General features: G+C 33.6%; 15 protein-coding genes and 1 other RNA gene. 10 read left to right on the forward strand and 6 right to left on the reverse strand.

Features of this window, described 5'->3' with window-relative positions; genetic code table 11:
• Nucleotides 1-128: 128 nt before the first annotated feature.
• Nucleotides 129-1,166: a formimidoylglutamase gene (locus OLM51_RS10065; RefSeq protein ID WP_264554182.1), complete on the reverse strand. Its 1,038-nt coding sequence runs from the start codon at nt 1,164-1,166 to the stop codon at nt 129-131.
• Between the two features lie 97 nt (nt 1,167-1,263).
• Between OLM51_RS10065 and OLM51_RS10070 the strand changes: the two genes are divergently transcribed.
• Nucleotides 1,264-2,142 (forward strand): hypothetical protein, encoded by an 879-nt coding sequence (locus OLM51_RS10070; protein ID WP_264554183.1) that lies wholly within the window; start codon nt 1,264-1,266, stop codon nt 2,140-2,142.
• Between the two features lie 604 nt (nt 2,143-2,746).
• Here the strand turns inward: OLM51_RS10070 and hutI are convergent.
• Nucleotides 2,747-3,988 carry an imidazolonepropionase gene (hutI, locus tag OLM51_RS10075; protein WP_264554184.1) on the reverse strand — a complete coding sequence of 414 codons (1,242 nt, stop codon included), beginning with the start codon at nt 3,986-3,988 and terminating at the stop codon, nt 2,747-2,749.
• Nucleotides 3,989-4,084: 96 nt separating this feature from the next.
• A complete protein-coding gene (locus tag OLM51_RS10080; protein WP_264554185.1) occupies nt 4,085-5,140 on the reverse strand; it encodes a glutaminyl-peptide cyclotransferase in 1,056 nt (351 codons plus the stop codon).
• A gap of 88 nt (nt 5,141-5,228) precedes the next feature.
• On the opposite strand from OLM51_RS10080, the gene ffs reads away from it, so the two are divergent.
• The 4 genes from ffs to OLM51_RS10100 all read left to right on the forward strand — a co-directional run bounded on the left by ffs (nt 5,229) and on the right by OLM51_RS10100 (nt 7,694).
• Nucleotides 5,229-5,326: signal recognition particle sRNA small type (gene ffs, locus OLM51_RS10085), an RNA gene on the forward strand.
• A 193-nt stretch (nt 5,327-5,519) separates the two neighbouring features.
• Entirely contained in the window at nt 5,520-6,323 is an 804-nt protein-coding gene (locus OLM51_RS10090; protein WP_264554186.1) for an SDR family oxidoreductase, read from the forward strand.
• Between the two features lie 125 nt (nt 6,324-6,448).
• Nucleotides 6,449-7,105, forward strand: coding sequence for a fructose-6-phosphate aldolase (gene fsa / locus OLM51_RS10095; RefSeq protein ID WP_264554187.1), 657 nt, complete (start codon nt 6,449-6,451; stop codon nt 7,103-7,105).
• Between the two features lie 91 nt (nt 7,106-7,196).
• Entirely contained in the window at nt 7,197-7,694 is a 498-nt protein-coding gene (locus OLM51_RS10100) for a hypothetical protein (protein ID WP_264554188.1), read from the forward strand.
• Between the two features lie 96 nt (nt 7,695-7,790).
• Here OLM51_RS10100 and OLM51_RS10105 read toward each other — a convergent pair whose 3' ends face one another.
• The 3 genes from OLM51_RS10105 to OLM51_RS10115 all read right to left on the reverse strand — a co-directional run bounded on the left by OLM51_RS10105 (nt 7,791) and on the right by OLM51_RS10115 (nt 11,187).
• Nucleotides 7,791-9,266 carry an MFS transporter gene (locus OLM51_RS10105; protein ID WP_264554189.1) on the reverse strand — a complete coding sequence of 492 codons (1,476 nt, stop codon included), beginning with the start codon at nt 9,264-9,266 and terminating at the stop codon, nt 7,791-7,793.
• A 177-nt stretch (nt 9,267-9,443) separates the two neighbouring features.
• Nucleotides 9,444-10,145: a LytR/AlgR family response regulator transcription factor gene (locus tag OLM51_RS10110; protein WP_264554190.1), complete on the reverse strand. Its 702-nt coding sequence runs from the start codon at nt 10,143-10,145 to the stop codon at nt 9,444-9,446.
• A complete protein-coding gene (locus OLM51_RS10115) occupies nt 10,135-11,187 on the reverse strand; it encodes a sensor histidine kinase (protein WP_264554191.1) in 1,053 nt (350 codons plus the stop codon). Before OLM51_RS10115 ends, OLM51_RS10110 begins: the two co-directional genes overlap by 11 nt.
• 442 nt (nt 11,188-11,629) lie before the next feature.
• Here OLM51_RS10115 and OLM51_RS10120 point away from each other — a divergent pair, with 442 nt between their 5' ends.
• The 5 genes from OLM51_RS10120 to chiA all read left to right on the forward strand — a co-directional run bounded on the left by OLM51_RS10120 (nt 11,630) and on the right by chiA (nt 25,922).
• Nucleotides 11,630-14,677, forward strand: coding sequence for a SusC/RagA family TonB-linked outer membrane protein (locus tag OLM51_RS10120; RefSeq protein WP_264554192.1), 3,048 nt, complete (start codon nt 11,630-11,632; stop codon nt 14,675-14,677).
• A 156-nt stretch (nt 14,678-14,833) separates the two neighbouring features.
• Nucleotides 14,834-16,420: a RagB/SusD family nutrient uptake outer membrane protein gene (locus OLM51_RS10125; RefSeq protein WP_264554193.1), complete on the forward strand. Its 1,587-nt coding sequence runs from the start codon at nt 14,834-14,836 to the stop codon at nt 16,418-16,420.
• Between the two features lie 115 nt (nt 16,421-16,535).
• Complete coding sequence (gene nagB, locus OLM51_RS10130; RefSeq protein WP_264554194.1) at nt 16,536-18,473, forward strand: glucosamine-6-phosphate deaminase; 1,938 nt, start codon at nt 16,536-16,538, stop codon at nt 18,471-18,473.
• A 153-nt stretch (nt 18,474-18,626) separates the two neighbouring features.
• Nucleotides 18,627-20,693, forward strand: coding sequence for a beta-N-acetylhexosaminidase (locus OLM51_RS10135; protein WP_264554195.1), 2,067 nt, complete (start codon nt 18,627-18,629; stop codon nt 20,691-20,693).
• A gap of 486 nt (nt 20,694-21,179) precedes the next feature.
• On the forward strand, nt 21,180-25,922 hold the full coding sequence (gene chiA, locus OLM51_RS10140; RefSeq protein WP_264554196.1) for a T9SS-translocated chitinase ChiA: 4,743 nt from the start codon (nt 21,180-21,182) through the stop codon (nt 25,920-25,922).
• Nucleotides 25,923-26,057 lie beyond the last annotated feature (135 nt).

Below are 26,057 nucleotides of genomic sequence, written 5' to 3' on the forward strand. Positions count from 1 at the left end.
GAATTAAGATTTTAGTTTTAAGTACTAAAATTCTGTGCAAAGATAGGTTTATTCAGTTAATCCTTTAATTGAAATTTGGTTTATTTAGAAAATATGCTGATTTTCAGTGTTTTATGTTTTTAATATCGTTAAATCTTTTCATTGTTGGCTTTTATAAAATCAGTAACCAGATACCCAATTAATTTTCCAATTAAATTATTGTTAGGAGAATCTGCTAAATCCGGTGCCCCTTCGCAGATGTGCAAATATGTGGCGTTTTTGTGCTGCCCAAAAAATGATATAAACTGACGTAATTCTTCAACAGAAAAACCGCTTATGGTCATGGCGCTGCTGGCAATATTTGGAATGGCATCCAGATCGATTTCAATTCCAAAAGAATCACTTCTTATAAACTCTAAAGCCAAAGCCATTTCTCTGTCAAAATCTTTTTCTTTGCGAATATTTACACTGTCATACGTATTGTAACGAACACGATCTTCAAGCTTTTTAATAATATCTAAAACGCTTTTTGAAGTATAATTTTCATGCAGACCAAAGATGAAGTACTTTTTTAAGAAACCTTCTTCATAAGCGTACGAAAAACCATTTCCGCTGTGACGCCCCTCTAAGATTCTAAAATCAGAATGAGCATCAAAATTAATAGCATTTATAGGTTTTCCTTTAGCAAGTGCAGATCCTTTGATGTTTCCGTAGGCATTATTGTGGCCTCCGCCGATAATGATAGGTGTTTTACCCGCTTTTATAATGGTAAAGATAATATGAGAAACTTCTTTGTCAATTTTTTCAACCAGCTGACTTAATTTTGAACGATCGTCAATATCATTAAAATCAAGATTTTCTACATCTCTCATTTCTTCAGATACATTGATTTGTCCTAATACTATAATTTGGCTTCCTTTAGAAAAACGATTGTGCTGAATATTGGCAATACTCTTTATGGCGCTTTCCCATGCCGATGCAGCACCGGGTCTTCCATAATTGGCACGCACGCCAATATCTTCGGGAATTCCTAAGAGCACGTATTTAGCTTCGCTTTCGGTTAAAAATTTGATTTTGTCGGCTCCTTTAGGAATGACAATCATCTTCTCACCAAACTTTATTTCACCACTTCTATGATTTGTGACTTTTGCTAAATCATTTACAGTAAAAGGAATCAGTTTATCCATAAAAAAAAATTATTGTTCAAAAATAATATAATTGTAACAACTTACGTTATTACGATATATTAATTCTTAAATTTGTTTTTAAAGAAAATTATTCAATATGGAAAACCCAAAGAACAACAACTCAAGTCTAAAGGCAATAATTGCCGTTTTAGCAGTCCTACTGATTGGTAGCTTAGTGTATATTTTTAAATTATCTTCTGATACAGAAGTGGTTAAAACTGAACTTACAACTACAATGACAGAAAAAGAATCTGTTATGAAAGATTTGCAGGAATTAAAAGCAACTTATGATGCTGCTATTGCTGAAAATACTTCAATGTCTGATGAATTGATTCAGGAAAGAGATAAAGTAGTGGCTTTAATGGATGATTTGAACAAATCAAAAGGAGATGTGTCTAAATACAGATCTCAGGTTCAGGCGATGCAGGGTAAAATGAAAACGTTAGTAGCTGAAAACGACGAATTGAAAAAACAAAACGGAGTTTTAACAGTTCAGAGAGATAGTACTATTGTAGTTTTAGGTGAATCTAAAAAATACAATGAAGTATTAGTAGGTCAAAACGAAGAGCTGGCAAAAACAGTAGAAAAAGGATCTAAGTTATCAGTTTTAAATACTAAAACTATAGCTTACAAAGTAAAAGGTTCAGGAAAGCAAATTGAAACAGATAAAGCAAGTCGTGCAGATGTCTTGAAAGTAAGTTTTACAATTGCTGAAAACCAAATTGCTAAATCTGGAGATAAAACGTATTATGTACAGGTTATTGACAGTAAAAACAATGTCTTAGGAGATAAGAAAACAGAAAGTTTTGGTGATAAATCTTTAACTTACAGCTTTAAAACTACTGTTAAGTATGAAAACAAATCAGTAAATGTTTCAGAAGATTTAATCGGTAAAGATTTTGAAAAAGGAACTTACTTTATCAATGTTTTTGATAATGACGAAGTAGTTTCTAAAACTAGTTTCAACTTAAGATAAGTAGGGCCAAAAGGATAATATAATACCACTTAGATATTAAAGGTCTGTGATTTTCTCACAGACCTTTTTTTATGAAGTTAATTATCTTGATTTGCGTTTTTTATTTTGTTTATCTTCTAACTTTTTTAGAATTTTTTCCTGTTTTTTTGCTTTCAAATCTGTTGATGAAGCTTTTAAATTTGCCTTAGACATAGCTTTTTCTTTTTAAATGTTTTAATAAAAATAATTAGTAAAACGTAACCCTATTTTTGTAAAAACTTTGTTCACGAGTTTAGTCAGGATATATCCTGAATTGGTAATAATTAAAAAGTTTGAATAGGATTTAAGCACACTCGCGGGTGCTTAAAAAGAGGGGAAGATTTTAAGTTCTATGAAGTAAGCGTTTGGAAATGGGTTTTTCCTGCAACATGCAATTTTCTCAACAAGCACAGAAGCACAGTTCTTCAGAACGATGTTCAAAAAAAGTGAAATAGTGCTAAATGTATTCATAAGAAAAAGGCTATAATTACAATGTGTAAATATAGCCCCTTTATTTGATTAAGCAAAGTTTAAAAGTTTATTTTAGAATAATTTAAGAGATTGATGTGCTCTTTCTTTGCTGATTTTAGTTTTCTAATATTTTACCTTCAATAAGCACACTTTCAATTAAGTTACTTCCAAAAGCATATGGAATTTGATAGTAAGAAGAAATTGGTTTTGTTAGGATTAAATTGGCCTTTTTTCCCTTTGTAATACTTCCATGAGTTTCTGAAATTCCCATAGCATAAGCACCATTTATTGTGGCTGCATTTATAGCTTCTTCAGGTGTCATTTTCATTTTAATGCAGGCTGTGGCAACAACAAAATTCATGTTACCGGATGGAGTAGAGCCAGGGTTAAAATCGGTGGCTAAGGCTAAAGGTAAACCTGCTTTTATCATTTCTCGTGCTGGTGTATAAGGAATGCTTAAGAAATAAGAACATGAAGGCAATGCAACAGGCATGGTTTCTGATCCTTTTAATGCTTCAATGTCTTCGGATGTCATAATTTCTAAATGATCAACAGAAAGGGCGTTAAATTTAACCCCTGACTGAATTCCGCCAATTGAATTGAATTGATTTACGTGGATTTTTGGTTTTAAACCGGCTTCTATTCCTGCCTGCATGATTTTTTCTGTTTCTTCTACAGAAAAATAACCGCTTTCGCAGAAAACATCAATGTATTCAGCCAGATTGTTTTTTGCTATTTCGGGAATCATTTGGGTTATAATTTCGTCGATATATCCCGTTTTGTTTTCTTTATAATGTGTAGGAAATGCATGCGCTCCCAAGAAAGTAGCTTTAATTGAGATGGGATAATTTTCTGCCAGTTTTTTAATAACACGAAGCATTTTCATTTCACCTTCAATAGTTAATCCGTAGCCTGATTTTATTTCAACAGCTCCGGTTCCTAAATGCATAACTTCTTCCAATCGCAATTTTGACTGTTCATAGATTTCTTCCTCAGATGTTTCGTTTAGTTTTTTTGCAGAGTTTAAAATTCCGCCGCCACGATTAGCAATTTCCTCGTATGTAAAACCATTAATGCGGTCTACAAATTCTTGTTCGCGATTTCCTGCATATACAATATGAGTATGACTGTCGCACCATGACGGAAGTACTACACGACCAGTTGCATCAATAATTTTATCAGCTTTTATTTCCGGAAGGTTTTCCATCGAACCAAAGTCTTCAATTAAATTGTCTTTTATGATTAAAAATGCATTTTTAATTGTTGGAAGTTCTGCCATTTCTGGTCCTGAAACTTTAGAAATTGATGTTTCGCGAACTTGTAGCAGTTCTTGTATGTTTTTTATTAATGTTGTCATGGTAATATTGTAAGGTATTATAAAACACAAATTTCACAAATTATCACTAATTAATTGGTGAAATCTGTGAAATTCGTAAAATTATTTGTGTTTGATTTATTCTGAAACTGTTATTTCAAACATTTTGTCCCAGTTTTTACCTGTTACGAATATTGTTTTTGTTGTTGGGTTATAAGCAATTCCATTTAAAACGTCTTCCATTGTTATGCTGGGACCTAATTTTTTGCGTAGCCCAGACATATTTAGGATTCCTTCTACAGCTCCACTTGCTGGGTTAACAACGGCAATTGCATCTTTTTGCCAAACATTTACATAAAATTTACCGTTAATGTATTCTAATTCATTAATAGCTTTAATTTTTGAAGACCCAGAATAAACATTGACATAGTCAATTAATTTTTGTGTATTTGGATCCATCTTCCAGATTTTTTCAGTTCCGTCTGAACGATAAATATATTTTCCGTCATTTGTCATTCCCCAACCTTCTATTTCTTTATCGTAGGTAAATGTTTTTTCAAGTTTTAATGTATTGGCGTCATAAATAAAACCTGTTTTTTCCTGCCAGCTTAATTGGAAAATTTTTCCATTAATAAAAGTAATTCCTTCACCAAAATACTCTTTTGGAAGATCTACTTGTTTGATAACTTTTCCGGTTTTGTAGTCAACAGATCTAAAGTAAGAATCTCCTTTTTGACCTGTACTTTCAAACAAAACACCATTATGAAATTCTAGACCTTCAGTAAAAGCTTTAGTGTCGTGAGGATATGTATTTACTACTTTAAATTTTAATGCTTTTGGTTCAACATCAGAAACCAATTCAATTCTTTTAGTCGCATCAGAAGAATCTCCGCCAAAATATACAGTAGCTTTTAAGTACTGATAGCCTAATTTTTGATCTAGTAATTCAATTCTAAAATCTTTAGCGCCTTTTGTGCTTCCAACTCTTAGGTCGTTTATGAAGTAGGCAACGCTGTCGATTTCTTTTGAATTTGGGTTTAAAATTCCAATTGTAAGCGGTTCTTTTTGCGTAAAATGAGCTGGAAATGCAGAATCATCGATAGTAAACAAAGAATTTTCACCTTTATTTTTATCTCCACATCCAATTAATGTGATTCCTAATAAAATGACAGCTAGGAAGTTATATTTTTTCATAGTTTAAATTTTGAATAAGCCAATATACGACGATAATTTTATAGCAACAAAGCTCTTGCAAAAATATAAAAAGATTGTATATTTGCACCGGCAAGTCCTACACGACCAGCTCCTGCAGACTCCCCCAGGATGGGAACATAGCAAGGGTACGTGGTTGAGCGGTGCGATGTAGGTCGCTTGCCTTTTTTTTTTTTTTTGTTACTGTGATTCTTTTTTAGAATTTATATAAAAGTAGTCTTCCTTAGGGGAGATTTTTTTATTTTTACCCCTGTCGAAAGTAAGAAATGATATATGAAAGGTTTGAAGTTTTCTATCTGCATATTAAATCTACTCCTAGGCAATCATATTTAACTTATAACATTTAACATCTAACTTGATAATGAGTAAAGTCGTTTTAATTACCGGAGGATCTTCAGGGATTGGAAAATCTATTGGCGAATTTTTGCATCAAAGAGGTTTTGTTGTTTACGGAACAAGCAGAAATCCGGAGAAAGTTCTAAATTCAGTTTTTCCTTTAGTTGCTTTAGATGTTCGAAATGCTGAATCTATTAAAAATGCTATTGCAAAAATTATTGCCACTTCAGGCAGATTAGATATTGTTATTAATAACGCCGGGGTTGGAATTACTGGGCCTTTGGAAGAAATTCCAACAGAAGAAATCAGGAATAATTTTGAAACTAATTTTTTTGGACCTATAGAGGTGATGAAAGCAGTTTTGCCACAAATGCGTAATCAAAAATCGGGTTTAATAATTAACATTACGTCGATTGCCGGTTATATGGGACTTCCTTACAGAAGTGTTTATTCGGCATCAAAAGGGGCTTTGGAGTTAATTACAGAGGCTTTAAGAATGGAAGTTAAATCTTTTGGTATTGAAATTACAAATGTAGCACCAGGAGATTTTGCAACGAATATTGCGGCTGGTCGTTATCATGCACCGGTTATTAAAGATTCGGCTTATGAAAAGGTTTACGGAGATGTTTTGGCTACAATGAATGATCATGTTGATGCAGGAAGTAACCCGAACGAAATGGCTGAAGCTATTTTTAAAATTATCCAGACCAATAAGCCAAAAGTGCATTATAAAGTTGGTGCTTTTATGCAAAAGTTTTCTATTGTTTTAAAACGAGCACTTCCGGACAGAATGTATGAGAAAATGTTAATGAATCATTATAAACTTTGAAAATGGTGTGAATAACAAGATTTTACACATAATTGTCAAAATGCTTTAGATTTTGAAATTGTTATTGGTATTGATTTTGTAATTTTGCACCGAATTTATTCAACACACAATTAAATATATAGATTATGAAATTTTTTATTGATACAGCTAATTTAGCTCAAATTAAAGAAGCACAAGCTTTAGGTGTTTTAGATGGTGTAACCACTAATCCATCATTGATGGCAAAAGAAGGAATCACCGGAAAAAACAACATTTTGAAGCATTATGTTGATATCTGTAATCTGGTAGAAGGTGATGTAAGTGCTGAAGTAAATGCTTTAGACTATGATGGAATGATCAAAGAAGGTGAGGAATTGGCTGAATTACATGATCAAATCGTTGTAAAATTACCTATGACGAAAGAAGGTGTAATGGCTGCAAAATATTTTTCAGACAAAGGAATTAAAACAAATGTAACTCTTGTGTTCTCTGCAGGGCAAGCTTTATTGGCTGCAAAAGCGGGTGCAACTTATGTTTCTCCTTTTATCGGTCGTTTAGATGATGTTTCTACAGATGGTTTAAATTTAATTCAGGAAATTAGAGAGATTTATGATAACTACGGTTATGAAACTCAAATCTTAGCAGCTTCTGTACGTCACACTATGCATATTGTAAACTGTGCTAAAATTGGTGCAGATGTTATGACAGGACCTCTTTCGGCAATTACTGGTTTATTAAAACACCCTTTAACAGATATCGGATTAGCGCAGTTTGTTGCTGACTTTGAAAAAGGAAATAAATAAGAATCAGTTCATTATAATTTCAAATCGTCTTTTTTTTATTGAAAAAAGGCGATTTTTTTTTACTTTTATACGAACGTAAAAAAAAAAGCTTATGAAAATTATATTGGTTTTAGTTTCGTTTTTCGCTGCAAGTCTGTCTGTAAATGCACAAGCGGCCAAGATTCTGACAAGTGTAAACGATGCCGGTGATGTAGCAACTTATGAGCTGGATTGTACGGTGAAATTTCAAACTTTGGCAAAAGGTCTGCGATATAATATTACACGTCATGAGTTTAAAGGACCCGAAATGAAAAATAATTATCGTTTGTTATTGGTAATGGACGGTTTTTATTCGAAAACTTTAAATGATTCTATGATGATTTCTGCTGTTTTAACGGATGGAACCGTTATCGAAGCCCGAAAAATAATTGAAGACGATGGTTTTTTTGATGGAGCCTGTACTTTAAAAATAAAAGATCCTAAAGCTTTATTAGAAGCCAATATAGACAAAGTTGTTGTTCATGCTGATAAAGAAGTTGTTTATAAGATTTCGGATCAAAACAGAGCTGTTTTTAAGAAGAACCTGAGTAATATAATTGAGGCTAAGTAAAGTGGCTTAGAACTAAGTGGCTTAGTTTTTTGGCTGATTTGTGATAAAAAAAAACTCCCATTTTAATCAAATGGGAGTTTTTTTTATGTTTTATTTTTAGTGTCCGCCGCCTTCGCTTTCTACGTGACTTATTCCTTGTCTTTTTAAGATCTTAGGACAGTAGAAACCATAGAATCCTAAATAAGCAAAACCAAGAAGTGGTACGATGTAAGAGAAGTGTGTCCAGCTAATTCCGAATATTCCACCTGGGCTTGTTGAGTCGATATCACAGATACTTCCCTGAATCAATGGAATAACTCCACCTCCAAGAATCATCATAATTAAGAAAGATGATGCTTTTCCTGTGTTTTTTCCTAAACCTGCGATTGCTAAATCGAAGATAGAAGGCCACATGATAGATAAGAATAAACCTCCAGAAATAAAGAAGAATTTAGCAATTTCAGGATTTGGATAAACTAATCCGGCAACCATCATTAATAAACCTGATATTCCAAAAAGCATTAAAGTCTTTCCAGCATTCTTGCCACCTACAAAACTTACAGCAATGAATAATAAAATCCAGATTGGGTAAATGTAGAATGAAGAAACATCATGTGCAGCAAAAATATTAGCTCCAATAATTACTCCGAATGCTACTGCCGGTACGATGAATTTTAAAGCTGTATTAACCAGGTTTGAAGTGTTGAAAACGTTAACACCACCATTCCAACGGCCAATCATTAAACTTCCCCAGTATAGAGCGATAAACGGTGCAATTGCATCTTCAAGAACGTTTCCGAATTCATTTGTATGTAGTAAAGCCGGTAAATTACTGATGATTGTAACTTCGGTTCCAACATAGATAAAGATTCCTAACATACCCAAATAAAGTTGTGGGTAATCTAAAATGCTGAATTTAGCATGTTTGTGTTCTATTTTAGCCTCTTCTTCATCTGCTTTTGCAGGATCTTCGATTTTAGAAAAATACATAAAAACGGCCACTACAATAAAGGCAAGACCTAAAATAATGAAAGGTAGTTTGATATCCTCTAATGAAAGATTTGTTTTTTTGTTGTCACCCATCCCAAATAATGCAATTCCTAATAAGATTGCACCAATAGTTGTTCCGAAAGAGTTTACACCTCCTGCTAAAGTTAAACGGTGTGCTCCTGTGTTTGGACTTCCCATTTTAATTGCTAATGGGTTAGCTACAATTTGCTGAATAGAAAAACCTAAACCTACAGTAAATAAAGCTGTTAAAAAGAATGGGAAACTTTGCATTGTTGCTGCAGGGACAAATAAAAATGAACCAAGCGAAGAAAGAAGTAATCCCGCAGAAAGTGTCTTTTTATATCCGAATTTTTGTAAAACATCAGATTTTAGTGATATTAAAAAGAAGATAATTGACCCTACAAAGTATGCCGCATAAAATGCCCAGGCTACTAATTGTGATTGTACTTGTGATAAAGTAAATACTTTTTTGAATACTGGAATCAGGATATCATTGGCAGAACCAACAAAACCCCAAAAAAAGAAGACGATTATCAATGAGATAAATTGCCCCCATTTGGTTTGTACATTTTCTGAACTCATAATTGTAATAAGGTTAATTTTTTAATTTTATTGTTTTTTGAAGACCGTAAATATATTTGTTACGAATATCAAAAAAAAATAAAAAGACACAAATAATGTTAAATTTAAACCAACGGCATTATTTTTTCAACAATGTGTTAGTTTTAACTTAGTTAGAAAATGGGATGTAGGCGGGGGTTATTCCAGAATTTTGTTTTTTACATCTTTACTATAGTTTCTGCCTATCGGAATGGTGTAAGATTGTATTTGAATACGATTTCCTTCGATTGATTTTACCTTATTCAGGGCGATTACATAAGATTTATGAATACGTAAAAAACGATCTGCCGGTAATTCTTCAGATAAGGAGGTTAAAGATTTATGTGTAATATAGGTTTTATCCGGAGTAACTACTTTAATGTATTCTTTCATTCCTTCGATAAATAAAATTTCTTCAATATTAATTTTCATCATCTTTTTATCTACTTTGATAAAAATATGAGAATCACCTTTTGCAGTTTCAACTTTTATGTTGTTTTTGACATTGAACTCTGTCGTGATTTTATTGATGCATTTTATAAATCTTGGCAGTGGAATTGGTTTTACTAAATAATCTAAAACATCCAGATCGTAACTTTCTGCAGCAAACTCTCTAAAAGCAGTTGTAATAATAACTTTAGTTTTGTTTTCGATTAAACTAATCAGTTCAAAGCCTGTCATCATTGGCATATTGATATCCAAAAAAACAGCATCCACTGGAGTACTGTTTAAGAAGTCAAGTGCTTCTAAAGAATTATTGAATGTGGCAATAACTTCAAAATCTGTAAAATTCACAAAGTAATTTTGCAGGACTTTGATAGCTAAAGGTTCGTCATCAATCAATACGCATTTAATCTTCATTATGAATAGGTATTTGCAAACGGATTATATAGTAATTTAATTTAGTGCTGGATTTTAAGCTAAAATTATTTTTGTAAATTAATTTCAATCTCTTTTTTGTATTGACTAATCCAATTCCGCCTTTTGAATTAAGATTTTGTGAAATTACAAAATTATTTAGGATTTCAAAATCTAACAGTTTATTGTCAATAACTTTGCAATTGATTTTAATTTTTAAGTTTTGGTTGTTTAATCCGCCATGTTTAAAGGCATTTTCAACAAGTGAAATAAATATAAGAGGAGGTACCACAATATCTTCTATACTTGATTCTACATTTATTCTGGCTTCAACATTGGTAAAACGCAGCTTTTCGATTTCAATGTAGTTCTGGATATAATCAATTTCTTTAATAAGTGGAACAAACTTGGTTCCCTTTACGTCGTACAATACATATTCCATCAAGTTTGAAAGTTTGATTATTACATCAGGAACTTTGTCTGATGATTCCAGAGATAAAGCGTATAGGTTGTTTAAGGTGTTAAAAAAGAAATGTGGCTGGATTTGGTTTTCCAGATATTTCAGTTTGATTTTAAATTGATTTTCTCTCAGTGAACGGTTTCGTTCTCTTTCTCTTAGCCATGTCAAAGTTAAATAAACAGAGGAAGCCATGGCTAAAACATACAGCTCTCCAATACAAACGGCTACTATATGATTAATCTCAAATGGATGATATTCCCGATTGGCTTCTGGCCAAATGTTTTCTGATATAATATAAAAGGTAAGCGCTGTTTTGATTAAGTAAATAGCAAACAAGCTTAGTAAAAGTGAAAAAGTATAAGTTTTGTATTTCTGTTTCAGTACATATTTTGGTACTAAAACAAAAAGATTAAAATAAACCAAAGGGATATGCAAAGAGAATTCTATCAGATTTGATTTGAATGAATAGGTATAGTCATTAAAATAGGCTCCCCATCTTAAAAAATTTAAAGTAAAATAACTGCCCCAAAACCAAACATGATTTTGAAGTTTAATGTTAAATTTTAGTTTTTGAATTTCGTTCAATTTTAGTGGTTATAATTTAGACTTTTTTAACAGTCATATAATTGTTGTGCAACTTTAAACAATTAGTTGGTAAAACGCAATTCTTTTGATGAAAAAAACATGATAAATATATAATGATGTAAAATATTTGGGATAGAACGTTTTCGTATAGTGAAATATTGAATTGTTTTGTGTTTTTTTTGAAAGTCTTTTTTGTTGTAATTGTCAGGTAATTAAGGGGTTTGCTGAGTTTTTAATATGTTAATGAATTGTGTTTTTTACTGAATAAAACGATATAAATTACATAAAAAAGTGATTTTATTTTATTTGAAAACGTTTTCGTAACGCGTATTATTGAATGTTTTATGTCGTTCGTTTAAAGTTTGAAGCTGTTTGTATAAATTATTTTTTTTAACAATCCCTTAAGAATAAATTTACACCATAACTAACAAAATAAATAAACATGAAAAAAATTTTCTTAATCTTTATGATTGTTTTTACTGCGCAGGTTTCGCTTGCTCAGGTAAAGAATGTTAAAGGTGTGATTACAGGTTCTGATGGGATGCCGTTGCCAGGCGCATCTGTTGCGGTACAAGGAAGTCAAAAAGGGGCTAGTACTGATTTTGATGGATTGTACACAATTGAGGCACAAAAAGGACAAACATTAGTTTTCTCTTATGTTGGTCTTGAAACACAATCTATAGTTGTAGGTGATGCTGCTACAATTAATGTTAAAATGGTTTCTGCAGCATCTAATGCATTAAGTGAAGTTGTTGTAACTTCTTTAGGTCTTAAAAGATCAAAAAAGACTCTTACTTATGCTGCACAAGAAGTAAAAGGAGAAGAGGTAACAAGAGTTAAAGATGCCAACATGATGAATAGTTTATCTGGAAAAGTTGCAGGTTTAATTGTTGGTAAAAGTTCTGCTGGAGCTGGTGGAGCAGTAAAAGTAACTATTCGTGGTAACTCATCTGCGACAAATAATCAGCCATTATATGTTGTTGACGGAATTCCTTTGTTGAACTCTAATTCTGCGCAAGCTAACCAGGTTTTTGGTGATACAGCAGGAGGTAACAGAGATGGTGGAGATGCAATCTCGATGATGAACCCTGATGATATTGAGTCTATGACTGTCCTTAAAGGAGCTTCTGCAGCTGCTTTATATGGTTCTCAAGGTGCAAATGGTGTTATCGTAATTACAACAAAAAAAGGTAAAGAAGGTAAAGTAACAGCAAATTATAATGCAAGTTTATTCGTTGATAACGTGGTTTCATTACCAGAATTTCAAACGTCTTATGGAGCAGCTCCATCATCAGATAAGACTTGGGGTGCTGCTAAAAGTTCACCTGATCATGTTAAAGGTTTTTACAATACTGGTGTTACTATGATCAATTCGATCTCTGTAAATGGAGGTAGTGATAAAATGTCAACAAGTCTTACTTATGCAAATACAGATGTTGACGGAATTATTCCAACAAATGAATTCAAGAAAAATAACATCGCACTTCGTCAAAGTATTAAAATGTTTGATGACAAAGTAACAATCGATGCTGGTTTATCTTATGCTGAACAGAAAATTACAAACAAAGCAACAAACGGATTATATTTCAATCCACTAACTGGGGTTTATTTGTTTCCAAGAGGGAATGATTTCAATGATTATTACAATAATTACGAAGAGTTCAATCCTAAGAGAAACTTAATGACTCAGAGATGGCCATCAGCTACGTCGGATATTATTCAAAATCCAGGATGGATTTTAAATAGAAATCAATCTATCGATAGAAACACATCTTTAATTAGTTCTGTAGCTGTAAATTATAAAGCTAATAATTGGTTAAATGTTAGAGCTAGAGGAGGTTATAATAAATTTAATAATACATTTGACAAAAGAATGTATGCAGGTACAAACGAAACTTTAGCTCCGTCAACAGGTAGATATATCTATTCAGATAGCGAAAGTTCTCAATTGTATGGTGATTTAATTGCTACTATTAATACAAAATTCAACGATGACTTTTCATTCAGTGCAAACGTTGGTACAAGTATCACAAAATCTACAATTAATGATGCTTATGTAAGCGATTCAGGTCAAAAAAACGGATTAGTAAATGCTAACTGGTTCAATACAGGTAACTTTGTATCTGCAGAAAGAAATGCACATACTATTGGTGGTAAAAAAGAAGTTCAGTCTGTTTTTGCAAGTGCTACTTTTGGTTATAAAGATATGCTTTACCTTGACGTAACAGGAAGAAACGACTGGTCTTCAACTTTAGTAAATACAGATAACTTAAGTTTCTTTTATCCTTCTGTAGGTTTGTCAGCTATTTTGAGTCAAATGGTATCATTACCAGAATCAATTAGTTATGCAAAAGTTAGAGCTTCTTATGCTCAGGTTGGTAATGATGTTAATGCATTTTTAACTTCACCAGTAAATACTTTGGTTGGTGGTATCGTAACGGCTCCGAATGTTGGACCAAAACCAGGAACGTCATTGAAACCGGAAATGCAAAATTCTTACGAGTTTGGTACAGAATGGAGATTTATTAATAACAGAATTGGATTTGATTTTACTTACTACCATAATGAAACTAAAAATCAATTAATTACATCTCCGGCTCCAATTCCTAATACTACAGGATATACTAACTACGCTTTTAATGCAGGTAGTATCGAAAATAAAGGTTTTGAGATTAGTGTAACTGGAAAAGCAATCGTTGGTGATAAATTTTCTTGGGATCTTGGTTTAAATTATGCTTCAAACAAAAATACAGTACTTGATTTAGGTACAGGTGCCAATGGAGATGTTAATACTGTAATCTTAACAAATGGTGATCCAAACAGTTACAGATACGTATTACAAGTAGGACAACCATTTGGAACAATCCAAGGAAAAAATATTCTAAGAAATGATAAAGGACAAATGGTACTTGATGGTGTAGGTGCTGCTGCTAAAGTTCAAAAGACTGATTGGGTAAATATGGGAAGTTCAAATCCTGATTTTATGTTAGGTTTTTCAAACTCATTCAAATACAAAAAAGCATACTTAAACATTCTTATCGATGGTAGATTTGGAGGTCACGTAATGAGTATGACTGAAGCAATGATGGATGCTTATGGTGTATCTAAAGCAACAGGTGATGCAAGAGCTGCTGGTGGAGTTAAAATTGATGCAGTTGATTCTAATGGAAATGCAGTTACTACAATGAGTGCTCAAGATTATTATAGTTCAGTTGGAGATAGAGCAGGTGCTACAGGAGAGTATATGTACAAAGCTACAAACGTTAAGTTAGGCGAACTTTCTTTAGGATATACATTTGACTTTAGCAAAAGCACAATTTTCAATGCAGTGAATGTTTCTCTTGTTGGTAAAAACTTATTTTTCTTCTACAAAGACGCTCCGTTTGATCCAAACGTAACGTTAAGTTCTGGAGAAGGATTACAAGGTGTTGATATTTTTGGAATGCCTTCAACTAGAAGTATAGGTGTTAATTTAAATTTAACTTTCTAAAATAATATAATATAAAGGACAAAACCTTTTGGTTGTTGTAAGAGGATTGGTTTATTGATTGAATGCAGAAGAGGTAAAACAATAAACAATTTAACCCGAAATGGGTTGGCTTATAAGTCAATAAAAATGATTTTAATTAACGATAAAAATTCACAGATGAAAAATAAATTATTAATGTTTAGTGCAGTTTTAGCTCTTTCACTAGGTAGCTGTACAGGTGATTTTGAGGATATAAATACCAATGAGACTGGTTTTAGTAATACTCAATTAGAACAAGACTTTAATCAGGTAAAGGCACCTATTAAGACCATGCAAAGAGGTATGTATATCCTGGTTGCAGATGATTGGCAAGGGGATATTCAATTCAATTTAAATGCAGATATTTTCTCCGGATATATGGGAACGCCTCATGATTTTGAAGGAAATACAAACAATTCAACTTATGCTCTTTTAGATGGTTGGAATGGGGCCGAATGGGTTCAGAAATACCAAAGAGAGATGGTTAATGCCTATAACCTTGAGAAATTAACAAAAGATAAATACCCTCAGTTTTATGCCTGGTCTTTGATCTTAAAAGTATATGCAATGCATAAAACTACAGATTATTATGGACCAATTGTATACTCTGGTTTTGGAAATACTGACGGATCAACTCCGTACGATTCTCAACAAGCAGTTTATAATCAGTTTTTTGCAGAGTTAAAAACTGCGATTGATATTTTGACTCCTATAGCGACAGCAGATAAAACTGCGACTTTCTTTCCTGATAAAACTGATAAAACAGACGGAACTACAGCTAAAGGGAAAGTGTTAAATTGGGTAAAGTTTGCTAACTCTTTAAGATTGCGTTTAGCGATGCGTATTTCTAATGTTGATCCTGCAAAAGCAAAAACTGAAGGAGAAGCTGCACTAGCAGGTTTAGGAGTTATTACTGCTAACACTGAGAATATGGCTTACTTAGCAGAGCATCCGGTTAAAACCTATACAGGTCCATGGGCAGATATTAATGCAGGAGGAGCGATTGTTTCTATAATGAATGGTTACAATGATCCAAGAAGAGCTACTTTCTTTAAAACTACTAAAACTGGAACTTATCAAGGTATCAGAATGGGAAGTTTGGTTGATGCTGATTATAGAACGGCAAAACAAGATCAGTTTTCTCAGGTTGGTGCAATTGTAGAAAATGATATGATTCCTTGGTTTAATGCTTCAGAATCTTATTTCTTAATGGCAGAAGCAGCTTTAAAAGGATGGAATGTTGGTGGAGGAAGTGCTCAGTCATTCTACGAAAATGGAATCGCAATTTCATTTGCTCAGCTTGGTGCAGGAAGTGCAGCAGACTATACTAGTGATGATGTTGCTTTACCAGCTGCCTTTACAGATCCATTAAATCCTGGTAATAATATTGCTGCACAAAACCTGGTAACTGTTAAATGGTCTGATGCAGCTTCTAATGAAGTGAAATTACAAAAAATCATCACTCAAAAATGGATTGCTGGTTTCCCTGACGGTCAGGAAGCTTGGGCTGAGACAAGAAGAACTGGTTACCCAAAATTATTCTTACCTGTACATAACTATTCAGGAGGAAAAATCCCTGAGGGAACTTTTGTAAGAAGGTTGAATTTCTTCGTAAACGAGAAAACTTCAAATCCAACTGGTTATGCGCAAGGTGTTAGCCTTTTAGGAGGTGTTGATACTGGAGCAACTAGACTTTGGTGGGATACTGGAGTGAATAAATTCTAAGAAAGTTTTAAGATTACAAGAATATTTAAGTTTGGTTAGTAAATGGTATAAGCAGTGCAAATTGCTTATACCATTTTAAAAAGCCAAAATTGTACATACCAAAAAAAGAAAAGAAATGAAAAGTGCTTTAGATATAAAACCTGATATTAGTTATAAGAGCGCTGGAAAATTTGAAGAGACCAGATTTGAAAAAATTCATAACGAAATCTTCAAAAGCTCTGCCGAAGCTTCGGTAATTGTAGCACAGGAAATTGCTCAATTGATCAGATCTAAACAAGAGAAAAACAAATCTTGCGTATTAGGTTTAGCAACAGGTTCTTCGCCAATAAAAGTATACGAAGAATTAGTTAGAATGCACAAAGAAGAAGGGTTGAGTTTTAGCAATGTAATCACTTTTAATTTGGATGAGTATTATCCAATGTCAAAAGAAAACAATCAGAGCTATCATTATTTCATGCATCAGCATCTTTTTAATCATATTGATATTAAACCTGAAAATGTTAATATTCCTGATGGTACAGTTTCTATTGATGAATTGAATCAATATTGTATCGATTACGAAATGAATATTAAAAGTGCAGGAGGATTAGATTTTCAATTATTAGGAATCGGTCGTACAGGTCACGTAGGTTTCAACGAACCTGGATCACACATTAACTCAGGGACTCGTATTATTACATTGGATCATATTACCAGAGTAGATGCTTCATCAGATTTTAATGGTATAGATAACGTTCCTAAAAGAGCTATTACCATGGGAGTTTCTACCATTATGAGATCTAAAAGGATTGTATTGATGGCTTGGGGACAGAATAAAGCAGAAATTATTAAAAGAACAGTTCAGGGAGATATAAGTTCAGAAGTTCCTGCAACATTTTTACAAAATCATCCTAATGCAACTTTTGTTTTAGACCAGTCTGCAGCGTCAGAGTTAACACGTTTTAAAACACCCTGGTTAGTAGGAGAATGTATCTGGACACAAGAATTAAAAAGTAAAGCGATTGTTTGGTTATGCCAAAAAACAAAACAAGCGATATTAAAATTAACAGACAGAGATTACAACAACAACGGAATGTCTGATCTTTTGGCACAAGAAGGTTCTGCTTATGATTTGAACATTAATATGTTTAATGTCTTGCAGCATACCATAACAGGATGGCCGGGTGGAAAACCAAATACAGATGATTCGCATCGTCCGGAAAGAGCCAATCCTGCTAAAAAAAGAATTATTCTTTTTAGTCCGCACCCAGATGATGATGTTATTTCTATGGGAGGAACTTTTTCAAAATTGATAAAACAAGGGCATGATGTACATGTAGTATATCAAACCTCCGGAAATATAGCGGTTACAGATGATGAAGCATTAAAATTTGCAGAAGTAAGCAACGATTTTGTTGGTGAAGCTGCAGCTGATATTAACTTCAAATCAGTAATTAAATTTTTAAATAATAAGTCAGGAAATCAAATAGACTCTTTGGAAGTTCGAAAATTAAAAGGACTTATAAGAAGAAGAGAATCTTATGCAGCAACCCGATACATTGGATTGAAAGATGAAAATACACACTTTTTAGATCTTCCGTTTTATGAAACCGGACAGGTTAAGAAAAATCCTTTGGGTCCGGAAGATATTGCAATCGTAAAAGATATTATTGCTAAAATAAAACCACATCAGGTATTTGCGGCAGGAGATCTTGCAGATCCGCATGGAACTCATGAAGTTTGTCTGAATGCAATTTTCGCAGCAATGGGAGAGTTAAAGTCAGAAAAATATATGGATGATTGCTGGTTATGGTTGTACCGCGGAGCATGGCAGGAATGGGATATTAATGAAATTGATATGGCAGTACCACTTTCTCCATCAGAAGTATTATTAAAACGTCACGCAATTTTATACCACCAGTCTCAAAAAGACAGAGTGATGTTTCAAGGAAACGATTCTAGAGAATTCTGGGTACGTGCAGAAGACCGAAATAAAAATACTGCAATTCTGTATGATGAATTAGGTCTGGCAGAATACGAAGCAATCGAAGCTTTTAAACGTTTTGATTACTAAAATAATTTGATTCGGGGTTAGAGCGAATCATGTGCAAAATTCAGATTGATTTTACAGCGATTAGTGAGGGATCAATAGTGATCATTCTGAGTTTTGTTTCCTTTATCTATTTATTAATGTTGTCTCAGGATAACATCTTTACAAAAAATTAAAATGAAATATTTATTTGTCCTACTATTAGCGGGTTTAACATCTAATGCTCAAATTCAAAAAGAGCAATTAAATCTTATGCCCTGGCCTCAAAGTGTTGTTTTAAACGATGGGAATTTTACTTTAACTAAAAATTTTAAAGTAAACATTACCGGAACCCCTAATCCAAGAATTTATGGAGGAGTAACTCGTTTTTTACGTCGCTTAGATGGAAGGACAGGTATATTTTTTGAACAAGGTTTTATTACCAAGCTAAATGAAGTACCAACAGCAGAACTTCAGATAAACTGTACTAAAAGTGGGAAAATTGGTTTGTATGAAGACGAAAGTTATCATTTAGATATCAAACAAAACAAAATTACAATAAATGCAACAAGTGATTTAGGTGCTTTACACGGCCTTGAAACCTTATTGCAAATGTTGCAGAATAATAATACATCTTTTTATTTTCCAGTTTCGCAAATTTCAGATTTTCCAAGATTTACCTGGAGAGGATTGATGATTGATGCTTCAAGACATTTTCAGCCAATTGATGTTATTAAAAGAAATATCGATGGACTGGCAGCAATGAAAATGAATGTTTTTCACTGGCATTTAGTGGATGATCAGGGATGGAGAATTGAAATGAAAAAGCATCCGAAACTAATTGAATTAGCATCAGATGGATTGTATTATACACAAGAGGAAATTAAAAATATCGTAAAGTATGCCGATGAGCGTGGTATTTTAATAGTTCCCGAAATAGATGTTCCTGGTCACGGTTCTGCAATACTTACTGCTTATCCTGAAATTGGAAGCAAGGTAATTACATTGACTGGTGGAACTTCCGAAAAAAATATTCAGGGTACAGCAATCTCTACCTATGGAATTGAAAGAAATGCTGGTATTTTTTCACCAACATTAGATCCTTCAAATCCTAAAACATATCAATTGCTAAGCGAACTTTTTGATGAGGTTTGTCCATTATTCACCGGAGCATATTTCCATATTGGAGGAGATGAAAACGAAGGGAAAGACTGGGATGCAAATCCAAAAATTCAGGAGTTTAAAAAGAAAAATAATTTAACCACAAACCACGAATTGCAGACTTATTTTACGATGCAGTTAGTGCCGATGCTTAAAAAACACGGAAAACAATTAATGGGATGGGAAGAGATCATGACAAAAAACATGTCAAAAGATGCGATTATACATTCCTGGAGAGGACCAAATGAAGGCGTTGTGGCAGGACAATCATTGGTTGATGCAGTAAAAAAAGGTTACAAAACTGTATTATCAAATGGTTTTTACATCGATTTGATGTATCCGGTTGAAAGTCATTATTTAAATGATCCGATGCCAAAAGGAGCTAATTTATCAGCTGAAGAAAAAGCGAGAATTTTGGGTGGAGAAGCAACAATGTGGACAGAGCTTGCGTCATCAACTACAATAGATTCACGAGTTTGGCCAAGAACTGCTGCGATTGCAGAAAGACTTTGGTCGGCAGAAGATATTACCGATGTTGCTAACATGCGTAAACGTATGGATTTTATCTCTTTCAGACTAGAAGAATTAGGATTAACACATATTCGCAATAAAGGAGTTATCTTAAGAAATGTAGCAAACAATCAAAGTATAGTAGCATTAAATGAATTGACGAATGTTTGTGAGCCATTAAAAGGATATACTCGTAACAAAGGAGGAACAGAGTATCAAATGTACTCTCCGTTGACTCTTTTTGCAGATGCCTGCGGACCAGATGCGAAAGATGCACTTGCTTTTGATGATTCAGTAGCTCAATATTTAGGAAATAAAACGCCGGAAAATAAAGCAAAAGTTTCAGCATTTTTCAATAAGTGGATTGCTTTAAACAAAGAATTAAGTGATTTAAGTGCAAACGCACCGCTTGTACAACCTGTTCTTCCGTTAGCAAAAAAATTAAGTAAAGCCTCTGAACAGATGTTGTTGGTTTTAGATAATAAATCAACTCTAAAAGCAGAAGATTTGAAAAACTTAATTGAAGAATGCAATACAAAAGAGCATGCAGATGTTGAGTTGGCAGTTTACAAAAGCTTGAAAAAATTATTATAAAGTTTGGTTTGAGTTAGTGATGTTTAGTAAGTTTTGTTATTTGAATATCTGAATTTAATTTATCTCTACCAGAGATTTTTGGTAGAGATAATTTTAACAAAACGGCTAAAAAAGTTAAACCTTATTTTAAAAGAAAAAATATTTTAGAACACAAATAACCATAATAGTAACCCTTTAAAACCAAATAGAAAGAATAAGAGAATAAAAAGAAACATGACAAACAAAAGTATCTTAGATTGATGAGTTATCCCCAAATTTATCTGCCTGTATATTTTATATTAATTTTTTAAAAATTATAAATAAATATTTAACCAAGACTATTTGCTATTGATTATGGACTAGTTAGTAATAGTAATATTTATCTATAGAATGTAATTTGAGTTTATTTCCAGTCGATTGCAAAATTCCAATTTGCGATTGAGCGAAACCCGGCTTTATAAGCTGTGGCCCAAGTATTTATTTTCTATTAACCAATATTTATTAATTATGAAACATTATTACAGATTGCTCTTTTTGTTACTGTTTCCCTTACTCGCGTTAGCCCAACCGGCTCACGGAAAAAAAGTAGTGGGGTATTATGCGCAATGGTCTATTTATGCCCGGGACTTCAATGTTCCGAAGATAGATGGAAGTAAATTGACGCATTTAAATTATTCTTTTTATGGGACAACTTATGATCCTGCCCATCCGGAGAATACAAAATTAAAATGTTTGGATACTTATGCTGATTTTGAGCATATGGAAGGCGGAATCCCTTGGGATGCTCCGGTAAAAGGAAACTTTTATGACTTGAAAAAGTTAAAAGAAAAGTATCCTCATTTAAAAGTCTTAATTTCTGTTGGAGGCTGGACAAAAGGTCAGGATCTTTCTCCAATTGCCGCTAGTCCTGTGGCAAGAGCTGCTCTGGCTGCAGATATGGCAAACTTTATTACTACTTATCCATTTATTGATGGTTTCGACATTGATTGGGAATATCCTCTTTCTGGTGGAACTGATGGAACTGAGATCGTAAATGGTGCACCGGTTCCTCCACAAAAATATAGCCCTGATGATAATAAAAATTTAGTGCTTTTATTGAAAGCAATGCGTCAGGCAATGCCAAATAAACTTATTACAATTGCAGCCGGAAATAATGTTAGAAATGTTTCTAAACAGTATTTGGGCCCAAACAACAGATCACAATACGGAATGACAGAAGATATTTCGACATATTGCGATTATATTACTTACTTCGGATATGATTTTGGAGGAAACTGGTATGATAAAACATGCTATAATGCGCCTTTGTATGCAAGCGGAAATACAAATGATCCATTGTATGGTGCTACGCAATCAGAATCACTTGATGAATTAACAAATCAATATTTAAACGTAATTGGTTTCCCTGCCAACAAATTAATCATGGGATTACCATTTTACGGAAAAAAATTCGATAACGTTGCTGCAAATTCAACAAATGGATTGTTTGTTGCAGCACCAAGATATGTAGTTCCTGGATGTACAAATCCGCAAAACCCAACCGGAACATGGGATGGTTCTGGAGCTTGTGAAAAATCAGGAAGTATCGAAATTTGCGATTTGGTTGGAAATCCGGTTACAAATTCACATGCCTATTTAGATCCAAATACTATGCAGGTTACTGCAAGTGCAGCTTCGGCAGGATGGGTAAGATATTTTGATAATACTACAAAAGTTCCTTATTTATACAACTCGACTTTAAAGCAGTTTATCAGTTATGAAGATAAACAGTCAATGGACTTAAAAGTGCAGTATATAAAATCAAAAAACTTAGCCGGAGGGATGATTTGGGAATTATCTCAGGATACAAGAGGTTCAATTCCAAATTCATTATTAACACAGGTTGATACTTCGTTTGGAAGTGTTGTTCCGGGAACAGTAAGTATTTCAGGTTCTGTAAAAAATGGCTCAGCTTTAGTTACAGACGTTACTGTTGAATTGCGTGACGCAGCAAATACGGTAATACAAACTGTGGTTTCAGCAACCGGTAACTTTACTTTCAACAACTTAACTTCCGGGCAAAATTATGGTCTTACAGCTGCAAAAGCGAGCTATACTTTTACTCCGGTAACGTTAATAAATGTTACTCAAAACCAAACAGCAGTTATTATTAACGGATCACAGCCAACTTATACGGTGAGCGGAACTGTTCTTGACGGATCTGCAGCAGTATCTGGAGTTACAGTTTCTGCAACTTCTGGTGCAACTGTTCTTACTGCGGTTTCCAATGCAAGTGGTGCTTATAGCGTTGCAGGATTAACAGCAGGTTTAAATTTTACCGTTACAGCTGCAAAAACAGGATTCTCTTATACACCAACTTCAACAGTTTATAATGCAATCAGCGCAAATAAAACGTTGAATTTTACTCAGGGTGCAGCGGTAGTTTATTATACAGTAAACGGAACAATTTTGAATAATGCAACTCCGGTTTCTGGTGTAACGGTTACAGCGTCTTCTACAGGAGGGAACTTTACGGCAGTTACAAATGCAAGCGGTACTTATTCATTAAGTTTACCAGCTGCAGGAAATTATACAGTAACAGCAGCTTTAAGCGGACAAACTTATACACCGGCTTCTACAGTATATTCTAATCTGAATGCTAATAAAACATTAAACTTCACACAGGATGTTGTTGTAACTACAAGTAAAATTAGCGGAACGGTTAAAAACGGAACTACTCCGGTTTCGGGTGCAAAAGTAGAATTGGTTTTACCATGGACAGATAATGCACATCCGTGGAAAAGTGTTCTGGCAACAACAGATGCGCAAGGAAAATACAGTTTTGATAATTCAGTTATAGACGGTTATACAACCATTACAAGTTTAAAACTAAATACTTGGTCAAACGGAGAAGTTAATTATTATCCAAATAATCTAGCCAACTTTGCAGTTCCTGCAAGTCCAACAATATACAATTTTAATACTAGCGCTACCGGCAAAATGGCATTGGCAGCAGCTACAAACTTAATCAGCGGAACTGTAAAAAATGGTTCAACGCCAGTAGCCAATGCAAAAGTAGAAATTGTTTTACCGTGGACAGATAACACACACAACTGGAAAAGCGTTTTGGCAACAACAGATGCATCAGGAAATTATACTTTCGATAATTCAATTGTAGCAGGTTATACGCAAATATTAAGCTTGAAATTAAATTCATGGCAAAACGGAGAAGTAGCTTATTTTCCAAATAACCTGGCAAACTTTGCTGTTCCGACAACGCCAACAGTTTATAATTTCAATACACAAACAACAGTTGTGACTAAGCCAGTGGTTGCTATTACAGCACCGACAGCTTCGGCGATTGCTATAAACTTAGGATCAGCAATTAATTTCGTTGCAAGTGTTGGATTAAGTGCTGCCGATGCCACTACAATCTCGTCTGTTGTATTTAGTTTAGATGGACAAAGCATAAGCGCTACCAATTCTTCTGGAACTTACACAGCAGTTTGGACACCAGTTGCAAATCAGTTTTCGCAAAGTCACACTTTAGCCGTTACAGCTACTGCATCAAATGGAACAACAGATTCAAAAACATATAGTTTTACATTAAATTGTTCTGGTGCAAACTGTCCAAATACATTACCTGTAATTACTTGGAATACACCATCAAACACTACTGTATACCAAAGTACTTTCCAGGCTGTGCCAATTTCAGTTACAGCTGTTGATAGTGACGGATCAGTTTCAGGTGTTACGATTACAATAAATGGAGGCACATTTAACATGACAGCAGGTACAAATAATACTTATACGTATAATTTTACACCAACCGCAACCGCTTATCAGGATTATCCAATTGTAATTAAAGCAACTGATAATAAAGCTGCTGTAACTACATTAAACAATACTATTAAAATCGCTACAATAAGTGGTAATAGATTTATTCCGCTTCCATCTAAAATTATTTTAGGATATGCGCATTCTTGGGAAAATACTTCTGCTCCATTCTTATATTTTTCTCAAATAAAAGGAAGTAAGTTTAACGTAGTGGATTATTCTTTCGTAGAAACCGTTAATCGTGATGGTTATACGCCAATACTAACCACAAACGATGCTAGATATTTGACCAATGGTGTTTTCGATAAGCAATTGTTGAAAAATGATATCAAATCTTTAAGAGATAGCGGTGTTCCAGTTATCGTCTCTATTGGAGGTCAAAATGGTCATGTCGTTTTAGATAATGTAACTCAGAAAAATATTTTTGTTAATGGTCTAAAAGCTATTATTGATGAGTATCAATTTGATGGAGTTGATATTGATTTTGAAGGCGGATCGATGAATTTTAGTGCAGGAGGTTTAAGAGATATTTCTTATTCAGGTATTTCTGCTTATCCAAGATTAAAAAACGTAGTAGATGCTTTCAAAGAGTTAAAAGCCTACTATGGCCCTGGATTTTTATTAACTGCAGCTCCGGAAACACAATACGTACAAGGAGGATATTCTACTTATACGGATACTTTTGGTTCTTTCCTGCCAATCATTCAAAACTTACGTAACGAATTAGATTTGTTAGCCGTACAATTGTATAATACAGGAGGAGAAAACGGATTAGATGGCCAATATTATGGTACAGCTAAGAAAGCAAACATGGTAACAGCCCTAACAGATATGGTGATAAAAGGGTATAACATTGGTACAACAGGAATGCATTTTGATGGTTTACCAGCTTCAAAAGTTCTTATTGCATTACCAGCTTGTCCAAGTGCAGCAGGTAGCGGTTATTTAACACCGACTGAAGGAATCAATGCGATGGATTATTTAAGAAACGGAACCACTTTTTCAGGAAGAACATACACTATGCAGCCAGGCGGACCATATCCTTCTTTAAGAGGTTTAATGACTTGGTCTGTAAACTGGGATGCCTCTTCTTGTGGTAATTCATCTGAATTATCTAAAGCGTATGCCGCTTATTTTGCATCACAGTCTGCAGCAAAAACGTTAGCGCTTGATGATATTTCTTCAAAAAGCAGTGCTACGATAGCTACTTTTAAAGGTAGTTCACTATCGGTAGTAAATGAATCTGAAGATATTGCTCAGGTGGATGTGTTCAATACCATTGGGCAATCAATCGTAAGTCACAGAAATGTTCAGAATAACAAAGAAATACTGCTTTACAATCAAAGTTTTTCAACTAAACAATTGTTTTTGGTTATTGTAACAGATAGAGCAGGAAACAAAAAATCATTTAAAGTGATGAACTTTTTGAACTAAAATGAATACAAAATTTAGAAATAAAAAATTGGGGAGGTTAAAATTGAGTTTGGTTATTTATTTTTTAATCTGATTTTATATTTCGAATAAATGTGGCAAATTAAGGTGATTTGTTATTTGGTTTTCACCTTAAGG

Source organism: Flavobacterium sp. N2038, assembly GCF_025947185.1.
In the GTDB taxonomy this organism is placed as follows: domain Bacteria; phylum Bacteroidota; class Bacteroidia; order Flavobacteriales; family Flavobacteriaceae; genus Flavobacterium.